Origin of the sequence: Streptomyces sp. 8N706, assembly GCF_052245415.1 — a bacterium.
Classification (GTDB): domain Bacteria; phylum Actinomycetota; class Actinomycetes; order Streptomycetales; family Streptomycetaceae; genus Streptomyces.
This window is the reverse complement of sequence record NZ_JBQQBW010000019.1, coordinates 52,107-76,109: the sequence shown is the minus strand read 5'-3', so window position 1 is coordinate 76,109 and position 24,003 is coordinate 52,107. Positions and strand designations below refer to the sequence as shown.

The 24,003-nt window shown below is 71.4% G+C and carries 21 protein-coding genes and 2 tRNA genes; 4 read left to right on the top strand and 19 right to left on the bottom strand.

The features are described 5' to 3' along the window. Positions 1-37: 37 nt before the first annotated feature. Positions 38-2,908: a leucine--tRNA ligase gene (gene leuS / locus ACTWQE_RS10445; protein WP_443328575.1), complete on the bottom strand. Its 2,871-nt coding sequence runs from the start codon at positions 2,906-2,908 to the stop codon at positions 38-40. Between the two features lie 355 nt (positions 2,909-3,263). Between leuS and ACTWQE_RS10440 the strand changes: the two genes are divergently transcribed. Together ACTWQE_RS10440 and ACTWQE_RS10435 are read left to right on the top strand one after the other, a co-directional pair. Beyond that, positions 3,264-4,775 carry a hypothetical protein gene (locus tag ACTWQE_RS10440; RefSeq protein ID WP_443328574.1) on the top strand — a complete coding sequence of 504 codons (1,512 nt, stop codon included), beginning with the start codon at positions 3,264-3,266 and terminating at the stop codon, positions 4,773-4,775. After that, positions 4,772-6,325 (top strand): NADH-ubiquinone oxidoreductase-F iron-sulfur binding region domain-containing protein, encoded by a 1,554-nt coding sequence (locus ACTWQE_RS10435; protein WP_443328573.1) that lies wholly within the window; start codon positions 4,772-4,774, stop codon positions 6,323-6,325. Before ACTWQE_RS10440 ends, ACTWQE_RS10435 begins: the two co-directional genes overlap by 4 nt. Before the next feature lie 62 nt (positions 6,326-6,387). Here the strand turns inward: ACTWQE_RS10435 and ACTWQE_RS10430 are convergent. The 10 genes from ACTWQE_RS10430 to ACTWQE_RS10385 form a co-directional block, all read right to left on the bottom strand. Beyond that, positions 6,388-6,460 (bottom strand) — tRNA-Ala (locus ACTWQE_RS10430). A 404-nt stretch (positions 6,461-6,864) separates the two neighbouring features. Continuing rightward, positions 6,865-7,098 (bottom strand): hypothetical protein, encoded by a 234-nt coding sequence (locus tag ACTWQE_RS10425; protein WP_214918286.1) that lies wholly within the window; start codon positions 7,096-7,098, stop codon positions 6,865-6,867. A 3-nt stretch (positions 7,099-7,101) separates the two neighbouring features. Then, on the bottom strand, positions 7,102-7,341 hold the full coding sequence (locus ACTWQE_RS10420; RefSeq protein WP_443328572.1) for a hypothetical protein: 240 nt from the start codon (positions 7,339-7,341) through the stop codon (positions 7,102-7,104). A 193-nt stretch (positions 7,342-7,534) separates the two neighbouring features. After that, positions 7,535-7,607 (bottom strand) — tRNA-Ala (locus ACTWQE_RS10415). Between the two features lie 510 nt (positions 7,608-8,117). Next, positions 8,118-8,771 carry a histidine phosphatase family protein gene (locus ACTWQE_RS10410; RefSeq protein ID WP_443328585.1) on the bottom strand — a complete coding sequence of 218 codons (654 nt, stop codon included), beginning with the start codon at positions 8,769-8,771 and terminating at the stop codon, positions 8,118-8,120. Further along, a complete protein-coding gene (gene rsfS, locus ACTWQE_RS10405; RefSeq protein WP_443328571.1) occupies positions 8,768-9,205 on the bottom strand; it encodes a ribosome silencing factor in 438 nt (145 codons plus the stop codon). Before rsfS ends, ACTWQE_RS10410 begins: the two co-directional genes overlap by 4 nt. A gap of 108 nt (positions 9,206-9,313) precedes the next feature. Beyond that, positions 9,314-11,014: an LCP family protein gene (locus tag ACTWQE_RS10400; RefSeq protein WP_443328570.1), complete on the bottom strand. Its 1,701-nt coding sequence runs from the start codon at positions 11,012-11,014 to the stop codon at positions 9,314-9,316. Positions 11,015-11,036: 22 nt separating this feature from the next. Beyond that, positions 11,037-11,660: a nicotinate-nucleotide adenylyltransferase gene (gene nadD / locus ACTWQE_RS10395; RefSeq protein WP_443328569.1), complete on the bottom strand. Its 624-nt coding sequence runs from the start codon at positions 11,658-11,660 to the stop codon at positions 11,037-11,039. 52 nt (positions 11,661-11,712) lie between these two features. After that, positions 11,713-11,907 (bottom strand): hypothetical protein, encoded by a 195-nt coding sequence (locus tag ACTWQE_RS10390; protein WP_443328586.1) that lies wholly within the window; start codon positions 11,905-11,907, stop codon positions 11,713-11,715. A 60-nt stretch (positions 11,908-11,967) separates the two neighbouring features. Continuing rightward, a complete protein-coding gene (locus ACTWQE_RS10385) occupies positions 11,968-12,114 on the bottom strand; it encodes a hypothetical protein (RefSeq protein WP_443328568.1) in 147 nt (48 codons plus the stop codon). Between the two features lie 85 nt (positions 12,115-12,199). Between ACTWQE_RS10385 and ACTWQE_RS10380 the strand changes: the two genes are divergently transcribed. Next, entirely contained in the window at positions 12,200-13,309 is a 1,110-nt protein-coding gene (locus ACTWQE_RS10380) for a M48 family metallopeptidase (protein WP_443328567.1), read from the top strand. Here ACTWQE_RS10380 and ACTWQE_RS10375 read toward each other — a convergent pair. The 5 genes from ACTWQE_RS10375 to proB all read right to left on the bottom strand — a co-directional run bounded on the left by ACTWQE_RS10375 (position 13,287) and on the right by proB (position 18,924). Continuing rightward, entirely contained in the window at positions 13,287-14,360 is a 1,074-nt protein-coding gene (locus tag ACTWQE_RS10375) for an SCO2583 family membrane protein (protein WP_443328566.1), read from the bottom strand. The two genes, ACTWQE_RS10380 and ACTWQE_RS10375, sit on opposite strands and share 23 nt — an antisense overlap. 78 nt (positions 14,361-14,438) lie before the next feature. Further along, positions 14,439-15,059, bottom strand: a complete 621-nt coding sequence (locus ACTWQE_RS10370; protein ID WP_443328565.1) for an SCO2584 family spore wall biosynthesis protein — start codon at positions 15,057-15,059, stop codon at positions 14,439-14,441. A gap of 158 nt (positions 15,060-15,217) precedes the next feature. After that, entirely contained in the window at positions 15,218-16,522 is a 1,305-nt protein-coding gene (locus ACTWQE_RS10365) for a glutamate-5-semialdehyde dehydrogenase (protein WP_443328564.1), read from the bottom strand. A gap of 435 nt (positions 16,523-16,957) precedes the next feature. Next, the gene (locus tag ACTWQE_RS10360) at positions 16,958-17,521 is read right to left on the bottom strand and encodes a hypothetical protein (RefSeq protein WP_443328563.1); all 564 of its coding nucleotides are present in this window, start codon (positions 17,519-17,521) and stop codon (positions 16,958-16,960) included. A gap of 257 nt (positions 17,522-17,778) precedes the next feature. Further along, positions 17,779-18,924, bottom strand: a complete 1,146-nt coding sequence (proB, locus tag ACTWQE_RS10355; protein WP_443328562.1) for a glutamate 5-kinase — start codon at positions 18,922-18,924, stop codon at positions 17,779-17,781. A gap of 427 nt (positions 18,925-19,351) precedes the next feature. On the opposite strand from proB, the gene ACTWQE_RS10350 reads away from it, so the two are divergent. Further along, positions 19,352-21,451, top strand: coding sequence for a hypothetical protein (locus tag ACTWQE_RS10350; RefSeq protein WP_443328561.1), 2,100 nt, complete (start codon positions 19,352-19,354; stop codon positions 21,449-21,451). Positions 21,452-21,651: 200 nt separating this feature from the next. On the opposite strand, the gene obgE is transcribed toward ACTWQE_RS10350, so the two are convergent. The 3 genes from obgE to rplU form a co-directional block, all read right to left on the bottom strand. Continuing rightward, positions 21,652-23,091, bottom strand: coding sequence for a GTPase ObgE (gene obgE, locus ACTWQE_RS10345; RefSeq protein ID WP_443328560.1), 1,440 nt, complete (start codon positions 23,089-23,091; stop codon positions 21,652-21,654). Positions 23,092-23,270: 179 nt separating this feature from the next. Beyond that, positions 23,271-23,528, bottom strand: a complete 258-nt coding sequence (gene rpmA, locus ACTWQE_RS10340) for a 50S ribosomal protein L27 (protein ID WP_443328559.1) — start codon at positions 23,526-23,528, stop codon at positions 23,271-23,273. Between the two features lie 14 nt (positions 23,529-23,542). Further along, the gene (rplU, locus tag ACTWQE_RS10335; protein WP_351512048.1) at positions 23,543-23,863 is read right to left on the bottom strand and encodes a 50S ribosomal protein L21; all 321 of its coding nucleotides are present in this window, start codon (positions 23,861-23,863) and stop codon (positions 23,543-23,545) included. Positions 23,864-24,003: the final 140 nt, after the last annotated feature.

Genomic DNA, 24,003 nt, shown 5'->3' with positions numbered 1-24,003 from the left:
CACCGCGTCCACGGCCCGCGCCACCACGCCCCCCGGCTCACGCCGGAACGATGTTGACCAGCTTCGGCGCCCGCACGACGACCTTGCGGATACCCGCCCCGCCCAGCGCCGACTGCACGCCCGCGTCCGCCAGGGCCAGCTTCTCCAGCTCCTCGTCGGCGATCGTCGGGGCGACCTCCAGGCGCGCCCTGACCTTGCCCTTGATCTGGACGACGCAGGTCACCGTCTCATCGACCAGATACGCCGGGTCGGCGACCGGGAAGGCCTCGTGGACCACCGTCGACTCATGGCCCAGCCGGTGCCACAGCTCCTCGGCGATGTGCGGGGCCAGCGGTGCGACCAGCAGCACCAGCCGCTCGGCGACCGACCGGGGCACCCGCCCGCCCGCCTTCGTCAGATGGTTGTTCAGCTCGGTCACCTTGGCGATGGCGGTGTTGAAGCGCAGGTTCTCCATGTCCTGCGTGACACCGTCGATCGCCTTGTGCAGGGCGCGCAGCGTCGCCTCATCGGGCTCCTCGTCGACGACCGTGACCTCGCCGGTGTTCTCATCCACGACGTTGCGCCACAGCCGCTGCAGCAGCCGGTACTGGCCGACCACCGCGCGCGTGTCCCAGGGCCGGGAGACGTCCAGCGGGCCCATCGCCATCTCGTAGAGGCGCAGGGTGTCGGCGCCGTACTCGGCGCAGATCTCGTCGGGAGTGACGGCGTTCTTCAGGGACTTGCCCATCTTGCCCAGCAGCCTGCTGACGGGCTCGCCCTGGTAGGAGTACGTCCCGTCACGCTCCTCGACCTCGGCCGCCGGGACCGCGATGCCGCGGCTGTCCCGGTAGACGTAGGCCTGGATCATGCCCTGGTTGAACAGCTTGTGGAACGGTTCGAAGGACGAGATGTGGCCCAGGTCGAACAGCACCTTGTGCCAGAAGCGGGCGTACAGCAGGTGCAGTACGGCGTGCTCCGCTCCGCCCACGTACAGGTCGACGCCGCCCGCGGGCTGCCCTTCCCGCGGCCCCATCCAGTACTGCTCGACCTCCGGGCCGACCAGCTGCGCGGCATTGCGCGGGTCCAGGTAGCGCAGCTCGTACCAGCACGAACCGGCCCAGTTGGGCATGGTGTTGGTCTCACGGCGGTACGTCTTGACGCCGTCGCCCAGGTCCAGCTCGACGGTGACCCAGTCCTCGTTGCGGGACAGCGGGGTCTCCGGCGAGGTGTCCGCGTCCTCGGGGTCGAACGTCCGCGGTGAGTAGTCGTCGACCTCGGGCAGCTCGACCGGCAGCATGGACTCGGGCAGCGCGTGCGCCACGCCGCTCTCGTCGTAGACGATGGGGAAGGGCTCGCCCCAGTAGCGCTGCCGGCTGAACAGCCAGTCCCGCAGCCGGAAGTTGACCGTGCCCTCGCCGATACCCCTCGCGGACAGCCACTCGGTGATCCTGGCCTTGGCCTCGACCACGCCCAGGCCGTCCAGCGAGATCCCTTCACCGGTGGAGTTCACGATCTTCGCGTCGTAGGAGGCGAAGGCGTCGTCCCAGGCCGAGGTATCCGTGCCGCGGTCGTCGCTCGGCTCCACGACACAGCGCATCGGCAGCTCGAAGGCGCGGGCGAAGGCGAAGTCCCTGCTGTCGTGCGCCGGGACGGCCATGATCGCGCCGGTGCCGTAGCCCATCAGCACATAGTCGGCGATGAAGACCGGCACCCGCTCGCCGCTGACCGGGTTGGTGGCGTACGCGCCGGTGAAGACGCCGGTCTTCTCCTTGACCTCGGCCTGCCGCTCGACATCCGACTTGGCCGCGGCCTGCTTGCGGTACTCGGTCACCGCCTCGGACGGGGTGGCGTGCCCGCCGGTCCACACGTCGTGCGTGCCCTCGGGCCAGGCGCCCGGGACGATCGCGTCGACCAGCTCGTGCTCCGGAGCCAGCACCATGTAGGTGGCGCCGAACAGGGTGTCCTGACGGGTCGTGAACACCGTGATCGACCGGTCGTCCCCGACGGGGAAGTCGATCCGGGCACCCTCGGAACGGCCGATCCAGTTGCGCTGCTGCAGCTTGATCGCCTCGGGCCAGTCCAGCGCGTCCAGATCGTCCAGCAGCCGGTCCGCGTAGGCGGTGATCCGCATGTTCCACTGGCGCAGCTTGGCCTTGAAGACGGGGAAGTTGCCCCGCTCGGAGCGGCCTTCGGCCGTGACCTCCTCATTGGCCAGGACGGTGCCCAGACCGGGGCACCAGTTGACGGGCGCGTCGGAGGCGTACGCCAGCCGGTACTCCCCCAGCAGATCGGCGCGCTCCGCCTCGGACAGCTCCGCCCACGGGCCGCGCCCCTCCGGTGTGGGCCGCGCGCCGGAGGCGAACTGTTCGACCAGCGTGTCGATCGGACGGGCCTTCCTCGCCTCCTCGTCGTACCAGGAGTTGAAGATCTGCAGGAAGATCCACTGGGTCCAGCGGTAGTAGTCCGGGTCGATCGTGGCGAACGACCGGCGTTTGTCGTGGCCCAGGCCCAGCCGCCGCAGCTGGACCGTCATGTTCTCGATGTTGGCCTCGGTGCTGACCCGCGGATGGGTGCCGGTCTGCACGGCGTACTGCTCGGCGGGCAGGCCGAACGCGTCGAAGCCCAGGGTGTGCAGGACGTTGTGGCCGGTCATCCGGTTGAAGCGGGCGTAGACATCGGTGGCGATGTAGCCCAGGGGGTGACCGACGTGCAGCCCCGCGCCCGACGGGTACGGGAACATGTCCATGATGAACTTCTTCGGGCGGGCCACGAGCTCCGCCGGCCCGGACAGGTCACCCTCGGGGTTGGGGGTCTCGTACGTCCCCTCGGCGTCCCAGGCGTCCTGCCAGCGTGCCTCGACGTCGGCGGCCATCGCAGCCGTGTAGCGGTGCGGCGCGGCCACCTCGGCCGCTGAATTGGTCTCGCTCATCGTCCTCAAAGCTCCATCGATCGTCTCTGCTCACGGAAACGAACCCTCTTGTCCCTGAAACAAAAAGGCCCCTCGCACAGGAGGGGACGCCGCGCCGATTCCGGCCAAGTTGTCCTTCGGCCGGGACTGATCAGCGCGGCCCGCTAAGCAGAAGGCGTACGGCACGCATGGCCTCAGGGTACCGCAGCGTCCGTGCAGGCCGCACAGGGCCACCGGCCCCTCGCGCACAGCGACGCTCGGATGTCATCGGCGATATTGACATTCGAGCAAATAACCAAACACACGGATGATCTTTGATCGGGCGCTTAGCATGCGGATCCGGGACCCCTCCCTCCGCACCACTGGAGTCGCCCGCATGCAACCTCAACGCAAGATGCGAAAAAAATCCTCACGGATACCGTCCCCACGGACCCAGGCCCCGCGGCCACCATCGCCCGCGACGCCGTCCTCCCTGCCCCGGCCGGTTCTCTACGCCCTGCAGGTCGCGGTCGTCCTCGTCATCCCGTCGATCGCGCTGTTCGCGGGTGACGAGCTGCGGGCGGCCATCGACTTCGCCAGCGGTGTACTCACCCTCGTGTCGCTCAGCGGCGTCGTGATCTGGGGCCTGGTGGCCGCCGACCGCGTCCTGCTCGACATCCCGCAGCGGCTGCTCTCCCAGGCCATCCACCGCTTCCTCGCGGTCGGCTCCCTCGGCTTCCTGCTGCTGCACATCACCATCAAGGTCTCCGAGGCCCGTGCGACCTGGCTGGCCACGCTGGTGCCGTTCGGCGAGGGTTTCGCAGGCCGGGACGGGCTCATCGGCCTCGGCTCACTCGCCGCGCACTGCATGGTCATCGCCGGGGCCACCGGTGCGGCACGCAGCGCCTTCGCCCCGTCGGGCCCGGCCGCCGCCCGCTGGCGCGCGCTGCACTCGCTGGCCTACCCGGCCTGGTTCGCCGCCCTGCTGCACGGTCTGAACGCCGGGCGCCCGGCAGCCGTATGGGTGACCACGATGTACTGCCTCGCCCTTGTAGCCGTGGGCGCGGCGGTGTCCGTGCGGCTGCTTCCCCAGCCGCAGCGCCGCCGCATCGCGCGGATGCTGATGTCAATCACGCGTGACGAGATGCCCGGTACCGCCCGGGACACCGCGCCACCCGTCCGGGATCCGTCGGTGTCGCCACTGCCGGGCTCGACCCGTGTCCCCGGCGGCCGGGCGGACGCCCGCCCCCAGGACAGCCGTCTCCAGGAGCCTCCGCTGCGGATCGACTCGACGCGCCCCACACCCGTCTCCAGCGGCCGGGGAGCCGGCATTTCCGCGGCCTACCGGGCGGTCTCGTCGGCACCGCAGCCCTCGGAGCCCTTCGGCGTCCCGCCCCAACGGCCCGCACCCCCGTACGAGACGCAGACCGAAATGATCCCTCCGGTGCCGTCCTACGAGAGCCAGGCCGGGACACTGCCGCCGGTGCCCTCCTACGAGGCGCAGACCGAAATGATGCCTTCGGTGCCACCGTACGAGTCACAGGCCGGGACGCTGCCGCCCGTCCCCTCCTACGAGGCGCAGACCGAAATGATGCCTCCGGTGCCACCGTACGAGGCCCAGAGCGGGACACTGCCGCCCGTACCCCCGTACGAGGCGCAGACCGAGATGATGCAGCCGGTGCCACCCGCACCTCCGTACACCCCGTACGCCCCGACGGAGACGATTCCGACCACGTCGTCCTACGCGCCGGAGCCGCCCATCCAGACGACGGGCCGCTGGCCGACCCCGTCCCCGCCGCCTCCCGGCGAGACCATCCGGCGCCGTGCGGAGCCGGACCCCGCCGCCGGACAGTCCTACTCGCCCCCGCCCGGTGAACCGTGGCACTACCCCGCAGGAGAGCGGCCATGAACGCACCACTGCCCGATGTGCCGGAGGTCCGGGTCGTCGGTCTGCCTCAGCTGACCACGGGGTTCGACCTGGTGCACCGTCTCGACCTCGGCATGCACCTGAAGGTGCACGGCGCCCTGGAGCCGATCGTCGGCGAGCGGCTGGCCGATCTGGCCGAGGCCGTCTCGCTGAACGGCCGGGGCGGCGCGGGCTTCCCGTTCGCCAAGAAGCTGCGGGCGGTGGCGAAGAGCGCGATCCGGCGCGGCGTACGACCCGTGGTCGTCGTCAACGGCAGCGAGGGCGAACCCGCCTGCCGCAAGGACACGGTGCTGCTGTGCCGCGCGCCGCACCTCATTCTGGACGGTGCCCTGCTGGCCGCCGAGGCGCTCGGCGCCAAGATCCTGGCCATCGCCGTGACCCGCGACTCGACCGAGGCGTCCATGCGGGAGGCGCTGTCCGAGCGAGGGCTGACGGACCGGCGCGGCAAGGGGCTGCGCGTCCGGGTGGTGAGAACACCTGAGCGGATGGTCTCCGGCGAGGCGTCCTCGGTGATCAGCGCCGTGAACGGCGGTCCGTCGCTGCCGGCCGGCCGTAAGGTGCGGGCTTCGGACTCCGGTGTCGGGGGTGCGCCGACACTGCTGTCCAACGCCGAGACCTTCGCCCAACTCGCCGTCGCCGCACGGCTGGGCGCGCCGCGCTACGGCAACTCCGGACTGTCCGACGAGCCCGGCACGGTCATGCTCACGGTGTCCGGGTCCGTGGCCCGGCCGACCGTCCTCGAAGTGCCGGTCGGCACACCGATGCGCTACGTCCTGGAGCTGTGCGGGGCACCGCCCGTGCCCCAGGCCGTGCTGACCGGTGGCTACCACGGCAACTGGATCGACGGGCTGACCGCGGTGGGCGCCATCATCTCCCGCAAGGCGCTCGCCACGGCCGGCGGAGCCCTGGGAGCGGGCGCGATCCTTCCGATCAGCCCCGAGACCTGCGCGCTCGGGGAGTCCCTGAGGGTGGCGAACTGGCTGGCCGCCGAGACCGCGGGGCAGTGCGGCCCCTGCAAGCTGGGCCTGCCGGCGGCCGCTGCCGGACTCTCGGACGTACTGGGCGGCGGCGGACCGACCGCGCTGGAGGCCCTGCGGCAGGTCACGCAGGCCGTCAAGGGCCGGGGGGCCTGCAAGCACCCCGACGGGTCCGTGCGCTTCTTCCAGTCCACGCTGCAGGCCTTCACCGACGACCTCGCCGCCCATGTGCTGAGCGGCGGGTGCGGCCGCCCCACTCAGGGTGTGCTCCCCCTGCCGAACCCCGGCTACGAGGAAGAGGGCGTTCCCAGCGGCCAGAAGCTGGCCGTGGACTGGGTGCTGTGCGAGGGCCACGGCCTGTGTGCCGGTGTGGTGCCGGAGCTGGTCCGAATGGGCCCGGACGGTTACCCGGTCATCGCGGACATGACGGTCCCGATACATCTGCAGGGCAACGCCCAGCGCGCCGTACGCCGCTGCCCGGAGCTCGCGCTCCGCCTCGAGGAGGCGCCCGCCCAGCAGGCTCCCCCCGCGAGGAAGGCACTGCCCCGGGGGTGAGGGCAGGTCCCGGACATACGAGAGCGGGCCGCCCGATCGGGCGGCCCGCTCTCGTATGTCTGTGGAGCTAAGGAGAATTGAACTCCTGACCTCCTGCATGCCATGCAGGCGCTCTACCAACTGAGCTATAGCCCCAGGTCCCGCTCCGCCTGGTCGCCCCGGCGGCTGCGCCAACCTTACACGGGCTCCCCGGCCTTCCGCCAAATCGATGGTCTGTCATCTGTTCCCGTGCCGGGCGTACGGCACCGAGCCCTCCCCGAGGGTGACAGGAACCGTGCCCGGAGCCCGACACCATGGTGTCGTTCGTCACAGCGAGAGCCGGAGGGAGAACCCCGCAGCACGTCCCCGCGTCGTGATGAACGGAGGGATGAACCCCCGGCAACGGGCGAACGCGGCGCGGGGGGAGAAGGTGGTGGTTCGGGAGGGGGCATGGCTTGTGTGCAGGGTGAACGCGGCTCCTACGGCCGGGTGTTGACGCCTGGGCAGCACGGGAAACGGGGAACGCTCCAGGGGTGGCCTGCGGCTCCGGGCCACCGCGGTCAAGCGGTGGCGAAGGAGTAGAAGCGCTTGAGAGTGCAGTGCTCGTCGAGGAGCCGGCCGTAGATCGGTTCGCCCTCGAGCTCGCGGTAGGTCTCGATGGGATCGCCTTTTATGATCAGCGCCCGTGCGCACTCCTCGCACCAGTACTGGTAGTCGGGGTTGATCGGCTCCATGTCGCGGACGATCGGAGTCCCACTCCCGCACCAGTCGCACTTCCGCCTGTGTGCACCCATCAATCAGCTCCAGCTGTGGCCGCAGGCTGTGCACACGTAGGAAATCCCACCGTTGTCTCCGAGCACCTGGGCCACATGAGCCGAGCCGCAGGACGGACACTTGAGGAGGGCCGGACTGTATGTCGCCTGGTTCTCGTCGAGGGGGGAGGTGAAGCGGAGCGCGTACTCCGGCAGCCAGTCGTAGCCTTGTGCCTCGGCAATATCGAGAAGATCGTTGACCTCCTCGAGAATGCTCGTCGGCATGCGCGCTCCCTCCCTCCCGGCCGTCCGATTCTGCCACGTGAAAGCCCGGAGGTCAGCGGACCTGTCGGACGGATCATCCGGCTGCGGTGCTCCTCGGTGGTCCTCGCACACCGGAAGCGGGGAGAGCGGCGCTCACCGCTGCCGGAAACGCAGCGATCCCGCCTCCCTGAGGGAGACGGGATCGAAGGGACTGTGGAGCTAAGGAGAATTGAACTCCTGACCTCCTGCATGCCATGCAGGCGCTCTACCAACTGAGCTATAGCCCCGCTGTTCTCAACACCTCCGGGTTCTCACCGCGGCGCCGTGAACGAGAAGAAGCTTAACCGGTGACCTGCCCAGATGCGAAATCCGTTTCCCCTCCGTTTCCCCGGTCACCGGGGGCCGCGCCCCGGGCCGGGTGCTGTGCCGAAGGCCTTGGCGAGAGCCGTGGCGGGCCCCGGGGCCCCGGGGCGGTACGGCCGGGGCCGCGCCCGGGCCGGGTGCTGTGCCGAAGGCTTGGCGGAGTGCCGCTTGGGCCCCGAGGTCCGGGCGGCACGGCGGGGGGGCCGCGGGACGGTGGCTCGGGTGCCGCCGGGTGGCCCGAGGGGCGGTGCAGGCCCAGTCGCGGTCCCAGGCCCCGCCACAGGACCGCTCAGGGGGCTCCCGCCCCCGGGCATGGTCACGCGCCCGCCTCACGCTCCGCAGGCCTGCCAGGCGTCGTCTCCGGCCCGACGGGGCCCCGGCTCAGGCCATGCCGGAGCGGTCGCAGGCGGTCGGCGTCGTCTCAGTTCGTCGTCTCAGTCGTCGTCGCCCAGGACCGGCTCGGGCAGCGTGCCGGCGTTGTGCTCCAACAGGCGCCACCCACGCGCGCCCTCGCCCAGCACCGACCAGCAGCAGTTGGACAGGCCGCCCAGGGCCTCCCAGCTCCGCGGGTCCAGCTGCAGGAACCGGCCGATGGTGGTGCGGATGGTGCCGCCGTGGCTGACCACGACGAGCGTGCCGCCGTCCGGCAGCTTGTCGACATTGCGCTCGACCACCGGCGCCGCCCGCTCCGCGACCTCGGTCTCCAGCTCCCCGCCGCCGCGTCGCACCGGCTCGCCACGCTTCCACGCCGCGTACTGCTCGCCGTACCGCTCGACGATCTCCTCGTGGGTCAGGCCCTGCCAGCTCCCGGCGTAGGTCTCGCGCAGGCCCGGGTCGTGCTCGACCTCCAGGCGGGTGATCGCCGCAAGCTCCGCGGCCGTCGTCGCCGCCCGCTTCAGGTCGGAGGCGACGATCGCGTCCGGCTGCAGCGCGGCCAGCAGCCGTGCGGAGCGGCGGGCCTGCGCCAGCCCGGTCTCGGTCAGCTCGATGTCGGTCGAACCCTGGAACCGGCGCTCCAGGTTCCAGGCGGTCTGACCGTGCCGCCAGAGCACTATCCGGCGGCCCCGGCCGCCCTGGACCCCGTTCAGCTCAGCTCTCCGTCCAGCTCCTGCTCCGCCTGGTCCTTGGCGTGCTCGGCCGCCTTGCCGCGGGTGGCGGCGGCGTCAGCCGGCAGCTCCAGCTCGGGGCAGTCCTTCCAGAGCCGCTCCAGCGCGTAGAACACCCGCTCCTCGCTGTGCTGCACATGCACGACGATGTCCACGTAGTCCAGCAGCACCCAGCGGGCCTCCCGGTCGCCCTCGCGACGCACCGGCTTGGCCTGCAGCTCCTTGTTCAGCCGCTCCTCGATCTCGTCGACGATCGATTTGACCTGACGGTCGCTCGGGGCCGAGGCCAGCAGGAAGGCGTCGGTGATCGCCAGCACGTCGCTGACGTCGTACGCGATGATGTCGTGCGCGAGCTTGTCGGCAGCCGCCTGGGCAGCGACGTTGATGAGCTCGATGGAGCGGTCCGTGGCGGTCACAAGCCAAGCTTTCGATCGGGAACAGGTACGCGTCCAGGGTCTCACGCCCCGCCGACAGAGCCCGACGTGATTCCCACGCCCGGGCCCCGAGCGCTCACCGCCCGCCGGTCATCCGGCCCGGTAGTCCTGTCCGAGGACGACCGTCACATCGGCGTTCGACGCGCCCCGGCCCTTCCTCACCGCGCTCTCCGGCAGGCCCAGTGTCGTGGCGACCTCCTTGGCCTTACGGGCCTGATCCGCGTCCGCGTACGTCACCCGGGATGCCGCCTGCGCCACGCCGGCCGACCCGCCGTCGACGAAGGTGTAGCCGCTGTTGACCAGCGTGACCTGGGCGCTGCCCGAGGCCTTGCGGTCACCGGTGGCGTTCCGGACGCTGATCCGCGGGGCGGCATCCGGGTCGGTGTTCTTGACCGTCCCGCCCAGTACGTCCTTCACGACGCTGTCCGTGGCCCTCTCGCTGAGGGTCCCGTCCGGCCGCACCGGCAGCAGCGCCGTCTCGTACGAGCCGTTCTTCGCCTGCTCCGCGAGTTGCGCCAGGGAGGCGCCCAGCTGGCCCTCGGTCAGCGACGGGTCCGGGATCTGGTTGAGCGTCCGCACGGTCGTCGTCGCGGCGTCCGCGTCACTCGACATCTTCTTCAGCACCGCCTGCATGACCTTGCCGAAGCGGAGCAGCTGTTGGTTCTGCCGCTCGCCGCGCCCGAGGTGCGTGGCGTACGCGACCGCGGCCTGGCCGGACAGCGTCTGCGCCCGACCCCGCTTGACCAGCGGGTCGTCGCCCTTCTTCACCCCGGGCACGGTCGCGTCGGTGTCGAGGACGATCCCGCCCACCGACTCGACCAGGTTCTCCAGGTAGGGGGTGTCCAGCCGCCAGCTGCCCTTGATGTCGGCGCCCAGCAGGGTGTCGAGAGCGGAGCGGGTGGGCCCGGTGCCCTCGCCCTCGACCGACTTGCCGAGGGTGGTGGCGGCGCCGTCCTCGGTGGTGACGGCCAGGGAGTTCGGCAGGAGGACGGTGGTGCCCTTCTTGGTGGTCTCGTTGTCGACCAGCAGCGCGGTGGAGCTGCCGCCGCCCTTGGTGTTCCGCAGATGTACGACGATCACGTCCCGCTTCTGCGGGCCGGCCGCCGCTCCGGAGCCCTCGCCGGAAATCGTGAGGCCGGGAATCTTGCCCGCGTACCAGAGGTAGCCGACGCCGCCCACGAGCGCGAGGACGAGAACCACGACCAGGGTGACGACCCGGTTGCGGCCCTTGCGCTTGCGTTCGTCGCGCCGCTCGGAGCGGGTCTCGGCGAACTTCAGCCAGTCGATGACGTCGTCGGAGTCCTCGTCCTGCTCCTCGATGAACGAGAACTGCTCGGTGCGGTACTCGGGCCCGCCCTGGGCCTCGTCGCGCGGCCCGGACTGCCGCGGGACCTGCGCCTGCTGCCGGACCGGCTGGAGCGGGGGCCGCTGCCGCGGCGGGGCCTCCTGGCGGGGCGCCTCCGGCTGCGGGGCGTAGGTGTCGTAGGACTGCTGCTGGGGGATCCACTGCTGCTCGTCGACGCGCTGCGGGGCCTGCTGCTGCGGCGGCGGCGCCTGTCGGCCGTACGGGTCGTAGTACTGCTGTGCGTACGGGTCGTACTGCGGCTGCTGGGGCCGCTGCTGAGCCTGGGCGTACGGGTCGTAGTACTGCTGCTGCTGGGCGTACGGGTCGTACGGCTGCTGTTGCGGTGTCTGCTGCCCGTACGGGTCGTAGTACTGCTGCGCGTAAGGGTCCTGGCCGTCCTCGGGCCCACCCTCGGCGTAGTTGCGCCCGGAGTGTGCGTCGTTCACCAGTGCCCCTTCCAGAGACGGACTAGCCGGCGTCCCGGTACAGCCCGCGTTTGTTGATGTAGCGCACCACCCCGTCCGGCACCAGGTACCAGACCGGCTCCCCGGCCGCCACCCTCGCCCGGCAATCCGTGGAGGAGATGGCGAGCGCCGGAACCTCCACCAACGAGACCCCGCCGTCCGGCAGCCCCGGGTCGGAGAGCACATGCCCCGGCCGGGTCACCCCGATGAAGTGCGCCAGCGAGAACAGCTCCTCCGCGTCGCGCCACGTCAGGATCTGGGAGAGCGCGTCGGCCCCGGTGATGAAGAACAGATCGGTGTCGGCGTTCAGGGTGTGCAGCTCGCGCAGGGTCTCGATCGTGTACGTCTTGCCGCCGCGGTCGATGTCGATCCGGCTCACCGAGAACTGCGGGTTCGAGGCGGTGGCGATCACCGTCATCAGATAGCGGTCCTCGGCCGGGGACACGTTCCGGTGGCTCTTCTGCCACGGTTGCCCGGTCGGCACGAACACCACCTCGTCGAGGTGGAACTGCGTGGCGACCTCACTGGCGGCCACCAGGTGGCCGTGGTGGATGGGGTCGAACGTCCCGCCCATCACGCCGAGCCGCCGCTTCACCGGACCGGTCACAGGCCCTCCCTGCTCTCCCATGCGTGCAGAGCCTACTGTCCCGGTCCGGGAGCCGTCAGCGCCGTTCCCCGGCTCAGCGGTCGCGGTTGAAGCGGGTGGTGATCCACAGCAGGAGCAGCAGGGCGACGAGCGCGCCGCCGCCGGTGAGGTACGGGTTGAGGCTGGCGTGCTCGCTGTGCTCGCCGCCCTCGGCGGCGAGGGTGGCGAGGGCGTGGGCTGTACTGGGGAGACTCATCGTCGGCCTGTCCAGGTGGTAGTCGTCGGGCATGGCTTGGCTCGCACATCGTAAGCGGGCCCTCCGGGCAACCCGACGCCGACTCCGCGCGTCCTAACGGTCCCGACCGCCGTACCCGCGCAGCAGGAACCACGCGAGCAGGGCCGCGCCGACCACGGAGACGACGATGAGCGTACGCAGCAGTGCTCCCGGACCCGTCTGATGCGAGACGGCCGCGAGCCGGGCAGTGACGTCCGACATGGCTCCACGGTAGTCACGCCCGGTGGACCTTTAGGCTGGGGTCCTCGGGGGAACGGGCCACAGCCGGGCCGACAAGGGGGCTTCAATGACCGAGACCAGCGCACACGTACCGGGCCGCGACCGCCGGCGATTCCCGGGGATCTCCTCGCGGGCGTACGAACATCCCGCCGATCGGTCGGCGCTGGTGGCGCTGCGCAAGCTGAGCGGCTTCGACACCGTGTTCAAGGCGCTGAGCGGGCTGCTGCCGGAGCGCAGCCTGCGGCTGCTGTTCCTGTCCGACTCCGTGCGCGTGGGCGACCGGCAGTTCGGCCATCTCCATACGATGCTGCTGGACGCCTGCTACATCCTGGACCTGGACAAGGTCCCGCCGATGTACGTCACCCAGGATCCGCAGCCGACCGCCATGTGCATCGGCCTGGACGAGCCCATCATCGTGGTCAGCACCGGGCTGGTGGAGCTGCTCGACGAGGACGAGATGCGGACGGTGGTGGGCCACGAGGTGGGCCATGCGCTGTCCGGGCACTCCGTCTACCGCACGATCCTGCTCTTCCTCACCGGCATCGCCCTGAAGGTGGCCTGGATCCCGCTCGGCAATATCGCCGTGATGGCGATCGTGACGGCGCTCCGCGAGTGGTTCCGGAAGTCCGAGCTGTCGGCGGACCGCGCCGGGCTGCTGGTCGGTCAGGACCTGCAGACGTCGATGCGGGCCCTGATGAAGATCGCGGGCGGTAACCATCTGCACGAGATGAACGTGGACGCGTTCCTGGAGCAGGCGGATGAGTACGAGTCGGGCGGCGACCTGCGGGACTCCGTACTGAAAATCATGAATCTGCTGCCCCGCAGCCATCCCTTCACGACCGTACGCGCCGCCGAGCTGAAGAGGTGGGCGGCCGGCCGCGACTACCAGCGGATCATGGACGGCCACTACCCGAAGCGGGACGGGGACAAGGACACCTCGGTCAGCGACTCGTTCAGGGAGCACGCCAACCACTACGCCGACTCCGTACGCACCAGCAAGGACCCGCTGTTGGGCCTCGTGCGGGACCTCGCGGGCGGCGCGGGGGACCTGGGCGGCAGGCTGCGGGACGCGTTCACCGGGCGCCCGGGAGAGCGGCCCGGCGGAGACCGGCCGGGGGGCGACCGGCCCGGCGGGGACGACCGTCCCGATGACGCTACGGGCTCGGCTGAGCGTTAGTCGCCAGCGCCCCGCACAGCGCGGCGTTGGCCCGGCCCGGGTCGTACGGGTTCGTGCCCGCAGGCCCGTCGGCCTTGGCGCTCTGGCCGGCCAGCAGCGGCCGCAGATACCCGGCGGTGTCGGCGGCGCAGGTCAGCGGGCCCGCCTGGAGGTAGGTCTGGACGACTTTCAGATGGTGCTCGCGCAGATCGCCGCGGTCGAAGCGGATGCGCACCTCGCGGCGCACGGTGAACAGCGAGGAGTCGGCGCGGGCCTTCCCCGCGTCGGCGGGGCGCAGCGCGTAGACGAAGGTGTGGTCGCCGGTGACCTCGAGCTGGTCCGGGCCCGCCTCGGAGACCGTGAGGCTGCCCTGGACCCGCACTCCGGGGTCGGCCAGGGCCACCTTGGACGGGTCGAAGCGGACGAGCCAGCCGGTGGCGGCGTGCCGGCCGTCGTTGGCCGGATGCTCCATGCTGCGGTCGAACTGGCCGAGCTGGCCGGGGTCGAGCAGGACGCGCACGGACCGCACGGCCCCGCCGGTGAGCACGTCCGGGTCGAGGGAGGAGCGGACCACGTACTCCTTGGCGGCCTGCAGCGAGGTCATCACCTGGCTGTCGGAGAAGTGCGGGGTACCGCGGGCGGCGGGCAGGGTGACACCCTCGGCCCCGATGCGGTACTGGGCGGCGGGGCTGTGCTGGAAGAGATCGGCAGGGGGCGCGCCGGGCACGGTGCCCTGCGGGGCGAGCGGGATGAGCGTGATGCGCAGCGGCTCCGCGTTCTGGACCGCCGGCTGCTGGTAGGGGTGGCGTATGCCCATGTAGATCGCAGTGGCGAAGGCCAGGGCGATCATCACGACCAGTATCAGGGCCTGCCGGGACCCCCCGGTCCGTGACCAGGGGCGGCGGCTGCGTACGGCCGGCGAGTGGTCGTCCAGCCGCTCCTGCGCCGAGAACTCCTGGAGCCGGGCAGCGCGGACGAACGACTCGTCGAAGACGACGGATCGGTATTCGTCCTCTCCACCTCCCGGAACGCCCTCGGGTGTCCCCTCAGGTGGCTCTCCAGGCCCTGCCATACCAACAGAGTAGGTCGGAAGAGGTGCCGGTAAACGCCCTGGTACACGACAACTTCTGACGCAGGTTCACACTATGCGTCAGTGCGCGCGCGGCGCCGCCGAGACGGTCGGCGCCGCGGAGTCGGCGGAGGCCGACGGCAGCACACCGGGCTGCCCGGTGAGCTGTCCCACCTTGGGCCCGTCCACCCCGCTGGTGGCGGGCGGGGGCGCGGGTTCCTGCCGACTGCCCGCAGCTCCACGGTAGACCGCGGCGAAGGCGAGCGCGACCATGCCTATGCCCATCAGCACGGCGAGCACCCAGGCCACGGGGCGGTGCCAGCGGGCGGGGCTGCGGTACGGGCGCAGCGAGCCGCCGTAGCGGCCGTACGGGCCGTAGCCGTCGTCGTCCGCGTCCCGGCCGAACCCGTCGATGTCGTCGCGGTAGAAGTCCGGGTCGCCCCCGGGGCCGTAGCCGTCGTCGTAGAACTCGTCGTCGGCCGGTCCGGAGCCGGCCCGGGCCCGGGCTGCCTCGGCCTCCGCGCGCGCCTGGGCGGCGGCGAGCATCCGCTCGGCCGCGGTGGGCTCATGGATCCGCGCGGACCGTACGAAGTCCTCGTCGAAGACCACGGAGGCGAACTCCTCGTCCGCTGCCCCGTGGCTCCTGTGGCTGTCGGGCTCGTCGCCGTCCGGGAACGGCCTGCCCCCCACATCGTCCGGCACCCGTCCAGACTACGGCCGCCGGGCCCTTTTGGGCAGGGCGAGAGGAAAATCCACGGGGTACGGGAGCGGGCGACCGGCCCCGTACCAGCAGGTGCGCTGCCGGGGTGCCCGGTCCGCCACGCGGCCGGGAGGAGTCCCCCGGACGGGTGGCGCTCTCCTCAGCGGGTGTGCCCGTCGCCGGTGACGACGTACTTGGTGGAGGTCAGCTCCGGCAGCCCCATCGGGCCCCTGGCGTGCAGCTTCTGCGTCGAGATGCCGATCTCGGCTCCGAAACCGAACTGGCCGCCGTCGGTGAACCGTGTGGAGGCGTTGACGGCCACCGTGGTCGAATCCACCAATTGGGTGAAGCGGCGGGCCGCCGCCTGCGAGGTGGTGACGATCGCCTCGGTGTGGCCCGAGCTCCAGAGCCGGATGTGCGCCACGGCCGCGTCCAGGGAGTCGACCACGGCGGCGGCGATGTCGTACGAGAGGTACTCGGTCTCCCAGTCCTCCATGGTCGCCGGGACCACGGTCGCCTTCGTCCCGGCCTGCTCGGAGAGGGCCAGCACGCGCTCGTCGGCGTGCACGGTCACTCCGGCCCCGGCCAGTGCCTCCAGGGCGCGCGGCAGGAACTCCGCGGCGACGTCCTGGTGGACCAGGAGGGTCTCGGCGGCGTTGCAGACGCTGGGGCGCTGCGCCTTGGAGTTGATCAGGATGTCGACGGCCATGTCGAGGTCGGTCTGCGCGTCGACGTAGACATGGCAGTTGCCGGTGCCGGTCTCGATGACGGGGACGGTCGACTCCTCGACGACCGTACGGATCAGGGAGGCTCCGCCGCGCGGAATCAGCACGTCGACCATGCCGCGGGCGCGCATCAGCTCGCGTACGGAGTCACGGCTGTCGCCGGGGACCAGCTGCACGGCGTCGGCGGGCAGCCCGGCCCCGCCGACCGCGTCGCGCAACACGGTGACCAGGGCCTGGTTGGAGGCGTACGCGGAGGAGGAGCCGCGGAGCAGCACCGCGTTGCCCGACTTCAGGCAGAGGGCGGCGGCGTCGACGGTGACGTTGGGCCGCGCCTCGTAGATGATGCCGACGACACCCAGCGGCACCCGTACCTGGCGCAGATCGATGCCGTTGGGGAGCGTGGAGCCGCGGACGACCTCGCCGACCGGGTCGGGGAGGGCGACCACGTCGCGTACGTCGGAGGCGATGGCCCGGACCCGCTCGGGGGTGAGGGTGAGCCGGTCGACGATCGACTCGGCGGTGCCGGCGGCGCGGGCCCGCTCGACGTCCTCGGCGTTGGCCTCGACGATCTCCTTCGTCCGCACCTCGAGGGCGTCGGCGATCGCCAGCAGCGCGTCGTCCTTGACCGACCGCGGCAGCGGGGCAAGGTCCGCGGCGGCGGCCTGGGCCCGATAGGCGGCCAGGATGACCGGGGACTTCGGCGTGGGGTCGGCCAGGGGCGAGGGGAAATCGCTGCTCATGCCCAGCAGCCTACTGAGCCTCCGGCCCGGACCCCTCGAATATTCCGCACTGCGAGACGACCTGCGGACGGCTGAGGTAGGGAACCGGCCCTGGGCGGGCGGTGTCAGCGGCTCTCGCGACGCCCCCGCGCGGCGGCCCCGTTCCGGTCGGCACGGACGCCGGCAGGCTTCCTTCCAGGCCGAGCCGCGTGGCACGGGCCGGGGCCGGGTGGCCCCGGACCCGGCAGCGCCCGCCCACGTCGTAGCCGCGCGGCGGCGTCTGCTCGCGTGGGTACGGCTGTGCGGTGGCCCCCGACCGGCGCGGTCAGGAGCTGTGCGGGGGGGTACGGATGTGGAGGCGGTGGGAGCCGGGCCGGGTACGGACCCGGCCGGGCGGGCGGCGCGGCCCCCGACCGGCAGGGTCAGTAGCTGTGCGGCGGCGCCCGACCGGCGCGGTCAGTACGGGTGCACACCCACGGGGGCGGCCGGGGGCGGGCCATAGCCCTCGGCGACACGCTGGTGGTAGGTCTCTCGGTCGATGACTTCCAGGCCGACGATCTCCCACGGCGGGAGCTTGGCCGTGGAACGGTGTTCGCCCCACAGCCGGAGGGCGACCGCCGCCGCGTCGTGCAGGTCCCGCGCCTCCTCCCAGTAGCGGATCTCCGCGTGGTCGTTGGCGTATCGGCTGGTCAGCAGGAAGGGGTGGTCATGGGCGAGCTTCTCGAGCGCCCGTCTGACCTCCTTCAGGGGAGCCTCGGCTCCCGAGACGCTGAGGGTGACATGCCACAGCCGGGAGGCCTCGCGACCCTCGGGCTGCGGCTTCCGCCCTGTCTCGGCGGTGCCCTCGGCGGTCTCCGGCCTGCCGGCACGGTCACCCGTGCCGGCACGGTCACCCGTCCCGACACTGGTCAGTGCACGCTCCTCCCCCACGGCCCTGCGGGCGTGGGTGGTGGCGCCACCAGCGGTAGTGGGGGGAGCGCCCCCGCTTCGGGGCAGCGCCCCTGGGCGCCCTCGTCTCACCGGCGGCCTCCTGACATGCGTTGCGCTCCTCCCCCCACAGCCCTTCGGGCGTGGGTGGGGGCGGGCCCCGGCCGTAACCGGGGGAGTACCCCCACGCGCGCGGGCGGAGCCGTGCGGTGCTGTCGTCCTCGGGCACCGTCCACCGGCGGCGCCCCTGCATCAAAGTTGACCAGCCCACGGGGCGGCTTCGGGCGGTTTTCCGGAAGGTCTGCGGGGAAAGGCTGGAACTTTTGGTGTATCCGCGACCAAGAGGTCCCTCAGTGGCTCAGCACCACGAGATCATCACGGTGCACGACCTCCCTCTCGTACGCCGGGCCGAGTTCGCGGGCCAGGTCCCGGGTCGAGCGGCCGAGGAGCCGCGGGATCTCCTTGGCGTCGAAGCTGACCAGTCCGCGGGCGACGGCCCGTCCTCCGGTGTCGCGCAGCTCGACCGGGTCGCCCGCCGAGAATTCGCCGTCCACGGCGGCGATACCGGCGGGCAGCAGGGAGGCGCTCCCCTCCACCACGGCGCGTACGGCCCCGTCGTCCAGGGTGAGCGATCCCCGCGGGGTGGAGGCATGGGCGAGCCACAGCAGCCGGTCGGCGGAGCGGCGGCCCGTCCGGTGGAAGTACGTGCCGGTGGGACGGCCCGCCAGCGCGTCGGCGGCCTGCCAGGCCGAGGTGAGGACCACCGGGATGCCTGCGGCCGCGGCGATCCTGGCGGCTTCGACCTTGGTCACCATGCCGCCGGTGCCGACCCCGGCCTTGCCCGAGCTGCCGATCGCGGCCCCCTCGATGTCCCCGGGACCGGCGACCTCGGTGATACGGGAGGTGCCGGGGGTGCTGGGGTCCCCGTCGTAGAGCCCGTCCACGTCCGAGAGCAGGACGAGCAGATCGGCCCGTACGAGATGGGCGACGAGGGCGGCGAGCCGGTCGTTGTCGCCGAAGCGGATCTCGTCGGTGGCGACCGTGTCGTTCTCGTTGACGACCGGCAGGGCCCCCATGGCCAGCAGTTGGTCCAGCGTCCGGTAGGCGTTGCGGTAGTGCGCGCGGCGGCTGGTGTCGTCGGTGGTGAGCAGCACCTGGCCGACCCGTACGCCGTAGCGGGCGAACGAGGCGGTGTAGCGGGCGACGAGCAGCCCCTGGCCCACGCTTGCGGCTGCCTGCTGCCGCGCGAGGTCGCGGGGGCGCCGCTGGAGGCCCAGGGGCGCGAGCCCGGCGGCGATGGCGCCCGAGGAGACGAGCACGATCTCCTTCTCGCCTCCGCTGCGCGCCTTGGCAAGGACGTCCACGAGTGCGTCGACGCGGTCGGCGTCGAGGCCGCCCGCCGCCGTGGTCAGGGACGAGGAGCCGACCTTGACGACGATCCTGCGGGCACCCGCGACACCGTCCCGAACCGATGCTGACCCTGCTGCCCCAGACACCTGTGTCCCCTGTCCCCCTGATCGACCGAGCCTTCCGCTCGCAATCTACGTCAGCGGGGACGGCCGGTGCCCGGCAGTCCCGTTCAGCGGACGCGCACGCGGACCGGGCCGGCCGCGGCCCGAGCGCGGCCGGAAGCACGGCGGGTGCGGCCGGCGTCCTCGACGGACGCGGCAGGTGGCGGTGCCAGCAGATGGGGGTGCGGGCGCCGCGGCGTGGCGGACGACACAATCGGCCAATTGGTTCACCGCCTTTGGCCCCTTTCGCGGTGATAGCAGTCACGGCAGATTGTCATTCAGGCGGCGCACGTCATACGGTCAGTGGTCGACCTGCGCTGCTGCTGCCCTTGTGCCGCACCGGCTCCGGCCCTGGCCGCCCCACACGGCCCACCCCCCCATCCGTTCGCCTCCCCCGCCAGGAGCCCAACCCGTGCCCTCAGCCGGACTCGCCCCCCGCCGCGTCGTACAGCTCTCCGCGCTGTCCGCGATGTTCGCGGCCTTCGCGGCCCAACTCGCGGGCGCTCTGCTGCCCAACGTGCCGATGTTCGTCGCCGCCACCGCGGCAGGCCTCTCCCTCGATCTCTATTTGCAGCGCAAGCAGCCAGGCCTGCTGTCGCTGCTGGGCAAGATCCGGTTCGACGTCACCGTCCGGCAGTTGCTGCGGGACATGCTGATCCTGGTCGGCCTGCTGCGTGTCGAGGGCATCAACCCGCTGCGCGAGCAGTCGCCGCTCACCATCGCGCTGCTCGTCCTCTACGCCCTGCACTTCCTCTGCCAGGCGGTCGCGGTGATGGTGCGGCGCAGCCGTACGATGCCGATCGTCACGCGGAACATCGACACCTCGGCGCTGGGCCTCTCCGCCGCCCCGCCGCGCATCCTCTCGCGCCGCCCCGGGCACCGGCTGCTGACGTTCTCCGTGCCGGCCACCGCCGGCCTGATGGTGACCGCCATCACCCGGGACGCCCTGTGGGGCGGCCTCGGACTCGGTGTCGCCCTGGCCCTCGCGCTCGCCGGAACCGTGTACCTGGGCACCTGGCTGCTGCCGGGCAAGCGGTCCGCGAACGAGAAGAGGACCCTGGAGTGGCTGGACGAGTGGCTCGCCGCGTACGAGCCGACCGTCGGGATGTACTTCTCCGGCGGCACCACATCCGCGTACCAGGCGAACATGTGGCTCTCGACGCTCGCCGCGCTCGACGGAAACCCGATCATCGTGCTCCGTGAGCGCTTCATGGTGCAGAAGATCGACGCGACGGACGTGCCGATCGTGTGCATCCCCAAGGTCGCCCATCTGATGCACCTGGAGCACTCGACGCTCAAGATGCTGCTGCACCCGGCGAACTCCGGCAAGACCTCGCAGGTGCTCCGGATTCCGTCGATCAAGCACGCCTTCATCAACCACGGGGAGAGCGACAAGCTCTCCAGCTGCAACCCGTACGCGAAGGCCTACGACGAGGTGTGGGTGGCCGGTCCGGCCGCGCGCGAGCGGTACCAGCTCGCCGACATCGGCGTCGAGGACAAGGACGTCGTCGAGGTGGGCCGGCCGCAGCTGGCGCCGATCCGGCCGTACGCGGGCGTGCCGACGGGCGAGTACACCACCGTTCTCTACGCTCCCACCTGGGAGGGCTGGACGAACGACCCGGGCAACACCTCGGTGATCCTGGCCGGCGAGAACATCGTCCGTGAGCTGCTGGCCGACCCGAAGGTGCGGCTGCTCTACAAGCCGCACCCGATGACCGGCTCCGTCGATCCCCGTGCCGCCCGCGCCAACGAGCGCATCAAGGCCATGATCGTCGAAGCGAACGGCCGACGCGGCGGCGACCGGCCCGGTCCGGAGGCGGCCGAGGAGCTCCAGCGCGCCACCGCCGAGCTCAACCAGCTGACCAGCACGGCCTTCGGGCCCAGCGCCGACGAGTCGGAGCGGATGCTGCTGCAGGGGTCCCCGGAGAGCGGCCGCGCGGCGGCGGTCGCCGCGGCCACGGCCGCCTGGGAGGCCGCGTACTGGGCCTCGTTCCCGGAGTGGGAGCACCAGATCATCACCGCGGCCCGCCCGGCCATCTACACCTGCTTCAACCAGGCCGACCTGCTCATCAGCGATGTGTCGAGCGTCGTCTCGGACTACTTGACGAGCGAGAAGCCGTACGCCGTCGCGAACACCAGCGGTATGGCCGAGGAGGACTTCCGGGTCGGCTTCCCGACCGTACGGGCCGCGACGATCCTGGAGCCGGAGGCGACGGGCGTCCCGGCGCTGCTGGAGGCTGTGCGGAATCCCGAGAAGGACACGCTCGCGGCAGCGCGGGCCGAACTCAAGGAGCATCTGCTCGGGCCCTCCGACCCGCCGTCCCTGGTGCGCTTCAACGAGGCCGCGCTGGCGCTCTGCGCGAAGGCCGACGAGCGGCGCGCCCGGATGGCCGCCCGCCTGGCGTCCGAGATCCCGGCGCAGCGTGAGGACGCCGAGGAGACCGAGACCGCGATGTCCGAGGAGGAGCGGGAGCTGGAGCCGAACGGTGCCTCGGAGGACGTGACGGCCTGATTCCTGCGGGCGCGTCCCGCGGCACTCACCTGCTGCGGTGGGGCGGCACAGAGCCACCCATACGGCCCCGGCAGCGTCATCCGACGCTACCGGGGCCGTCGTGCGAGGCCGTCCCTGTGCCCGCGGTGGCGGCGCGGTCCTCGACGGCGGCCGGGGCCTGCGCCGGGCCGACGTCGTGACCGTGACCGGCCGAGGAGCCGTCAGGCGAACGGGTCGAACCCGTGGTACTCCTCGTCCGCCGCGTCGCCGCGCTCCGCGTCCCGTTCGCGGCGGCGCTGAGCGGCCGGCCGCGGGGGCTCGAAGCGGTGGTCCTCGCCACGCCGGCCGAGCATCTCGGCGCCCGCGGCCAGCGACGGCTCCCAGTCGAAGACGACCGCGTCGTCCTCGCCGCCGATGACGACCTCGTCGCCCGCGCGGGCCCCCGCCTTCACCAACTCCTCCTCGACACCGAGGCGGTTGAGCCGGTCCGCGAGGTAGCCGACGGCCTCGTCGTTGGAGAAGTCGGTCTGCCGGACCCAGCGTTCGGGCTTCTCGCCCCGCACTCGGTAGGAGTCGCCCTCCGCGGTCACCGTGAAGCCCGCGTCGTCCACGGCCTTCGGGCGGATGACGATCCGGGTCGCCTCCTCCTGGGGCTTGGCGGCCCGGGCCTCGGACACGATCCCGGCGAGCGCGTACGACAGCTCCTTGAGGCCCAGCCGGGAGACGGCCGACACCTCGAAGACCCGGTAGCCGCGCGCCTCCAGATCGGGGCGGATCATATCGGCGAGGTCCTGGCCGTCGGGGATGTCGACCTTGTTGAGGACGACCAGTCGCGGACGGTCGTCCAGGCCGCCGTACTCCGCGAGTTCGGCCTCGATCGCATCGAGGTCGGAGAGCGGGTCGCGGTGCGACTCCAGGGTGGCGGTGTCGAGTACGTGCACGAGCACCGAGCAGCGCTCCACATGCCGCAGGAACTCCAGCCCCAGTCCCTTGCCCTGGCTGGCGCCCGGAATCAGCCCGGGCACGTCCGCGATGGTGTAGACGGTCGAACCGGCCGTGACGACACCCAGGTTGGGAACCAGGGTGGTGAAGGGATAGTCGGCGATCTTCGGCTTGGCGGCCGAGAGCACGGAGATCAGCGAGGACTTGCCGGCGCTCGGGTAGCCGACGAGCGCGACGTCCGCGACGGTCTTGAGTTCGAGGACGACGTCCCCGCCCTTGCCGGGCTCGCCCAGCAGCGCGAAGCCGGGTGCCTTGCGGCGGGCGGAGGCGAGCGCGGCGTTGCCGAGGCCCCCGCGGCCGCCCTGGGCGGCGACGTAGGTGGTGCCCTGGCCGACGAGGTCGGCGAGGACATTGCCCCGCTTGTCGAGGACGACCGTGCCGTCCGGGACCGGCAGGACCAGGTCCGTACCGTCCTTGCCGGAGCGGTTGCCGCCCTCGCCCGGCTTGCCGTTGGTGGCCTTGCGGTGCGGGGAGTGGTGGTATTCGAGGAGCGTGGTGACCGACTGGTCGACGACCAGGATCACATCGCCGCCACGGCCACCGTTGCCGCCGTCAGGGCCACCGAGCGGCTTGAACTTCTCGCGGTGCACGGAGGCGCAGCCGTGGCCTCCGTTACCCGCGGCGACATGCAGCTCGACGCGGTCCACGAAGGTGGTCATACGGGGTTCCTCCTGCGGTGCTGACGGGGGTGCTTCTCGGTGTCAGTGATGCTTCTCGGTGTCAGGTGGTGCTTGTCTGTATCAACAGACCGAGGGCGGACCGGCTTCCCCGCGCCGAAGCGGCGGGGAAGGGCGGTCCGCCCTCGGAAAGGTGCTGTGTGTCGCTCGACGGCGGCTGATTACTCAGCGACCGGAACGACGTTCACGACCTTGCGACCACGGCTGGTGCCGAACTCGACCGCACCGGCGGCGAGGGCGAACAGCGTGTCGTCGCCACCACGGCCGACACCGGCGCCCGGGTGGAAGTGGGTGCCGCGCTGGCGGACCAGGATCTCACCGGCGTTCACGACCTGGCCGCCGAAGCGCTTGACGCCGAGCCGCTGAGCGTTGGAGTCGCGACCGTTCCGAGTGGACGATGCGCCCTTCTTGTGTGCCATCTCTCCTCAGTCCCTTACTTCGCAGCCGTGGGGATGCCGGTGATCTTCAGCGCCGTGTACTGCTGACGGTGGCCCTGGCGCCGGCGGTAGCCGGTCTTGTTCTTGTACCGAAGGATGTCGATCTTCGCACCCTTGTGGTGGTCCACGATCTCGGCCTGGACCTTGATGCCGGCCAGCACCCACGGGTCGCTGGTCACGGTGTCGCCGTCGACAACGAGCAGGGTCGAGAGCTCGACCGTGTCGCCCACGTTGCTCGTGGAAATCTTGTCAACCTCAACGATGTCGCCGACAGCCACCTTGTGCTGGCGACCACCGCTGCGCACGATTGCGTACACGCGGATCTCACTCTCTCGCTCGAAACGGGACCCTTGATGCCAGCCGCTCACACGGGCGCGAGGCCCGCGATATCCGGAAGGACGAGCGGCCTCTCCCGGCGGACCGGGAGGGAGTTGCTCAGGGGTTCGGCGTACAGACG

What these genes read in the sequence shown, in the direction of transcription:
- nadD (WP_443328569.1), bottom strand. Translation starts at nt 11,660, where the DNA reads ATGGGAGAGCAGGGAGGGCCTGTGACCGGTCCGGTGAAGCGGCGGCTC.
- ACTWQE_RS10390 (WP_443328586.1), bottom strand. Translation starts at nt 11,907, where the DNA reads ATGCCCGACGACTACCACCTGGACAGGCCGACGATGAGTCTCCCCAGT.
- ACTWQE_RS10440 (WP_443328574.1), top strand. Translation starts at nt 3,264, where the DNA reads ATGCAACCTCAACGCAAGATGCGAAAAAAATCCTCACGGATACCGTCC.
- rpmA (WP_443328559.1), bottom strand. Translation starts at nt 23,528, where the DNA reads ATGGCACACAAGAAGGGCGCATCGTCCACTCGGAACGGTCGCGACTCC.
- obgE (WP_443328560.1), bottom strand. Translation starts at nt 23,091, where the DNA reads ATGACCACCTTCGTGGACCGCGTCGAGCTGCATGTCGCCGCGGGTAAC.
- ACTWQE_RS10435 (WP_443328573.1), top strand. Translation starts at nt 4,772, where the DNA reads ATGAACGCACCACTGCCCGATGTGCCGGAGGTCCGGGTCGTCGGTCTG.
- ACTWQE_RS10380 (WP_443328567.1), top strand. Translation starts at nt 12,200, where the DNA reads ATGACCGAGACCAGCGCACACGTACCGGGCCGCGACCGCCGGCGATTC.
- leuS (WP_443328575.1), bottom strand. Translation starts at nt 2,908, where the DNA reads ATGAGCGAGACCAATTCAGCGGCCGAGGTGGCCGCGCCGCACCGCTAC.
- ACTWQE_RS10375 (WP_443328566.1), bottom strand. Translation starts at nt 14,360, where the DNA reads ATGGCAGGGCCTGGAGAGCCACCTGAGGGGACACCCGAGGGCGTTCCG.
- ACTWQE_RS10365 (WP_443328564.1), bottom strand. Translation starts at nt 16,522, where the DNA reads ATGAGCAGCGATTTCCCCTCGCCCCTGGCCGACCCCACGCCGAAGTCC.
- ACTWQE_RS10420 (WP_443328572.1), bottom strand. Translation starts at nt 7,341, where the DNA reads ATGCCGACGAGCATTCTCGAGGAGGTCAACGATCTTCTCGATATTGCC.
- ACTWQE_RS10425 (WP_214918286.1), bottom strand. Translation starts at nt 7,098, where the DNA reads ATGGGTGCACACAGGCGGAAGTGCGACTGGTGCGGGAGTGGGACTCCG.
- ACTWQE_RS10385 (WP_443328568.1), bottom strand. Translation starts at nt 12,114, where the DNA reads ATGTCGGACGTCACTGCCCGGCTCGCGGCCGTCTCGCATCAGACGGGT.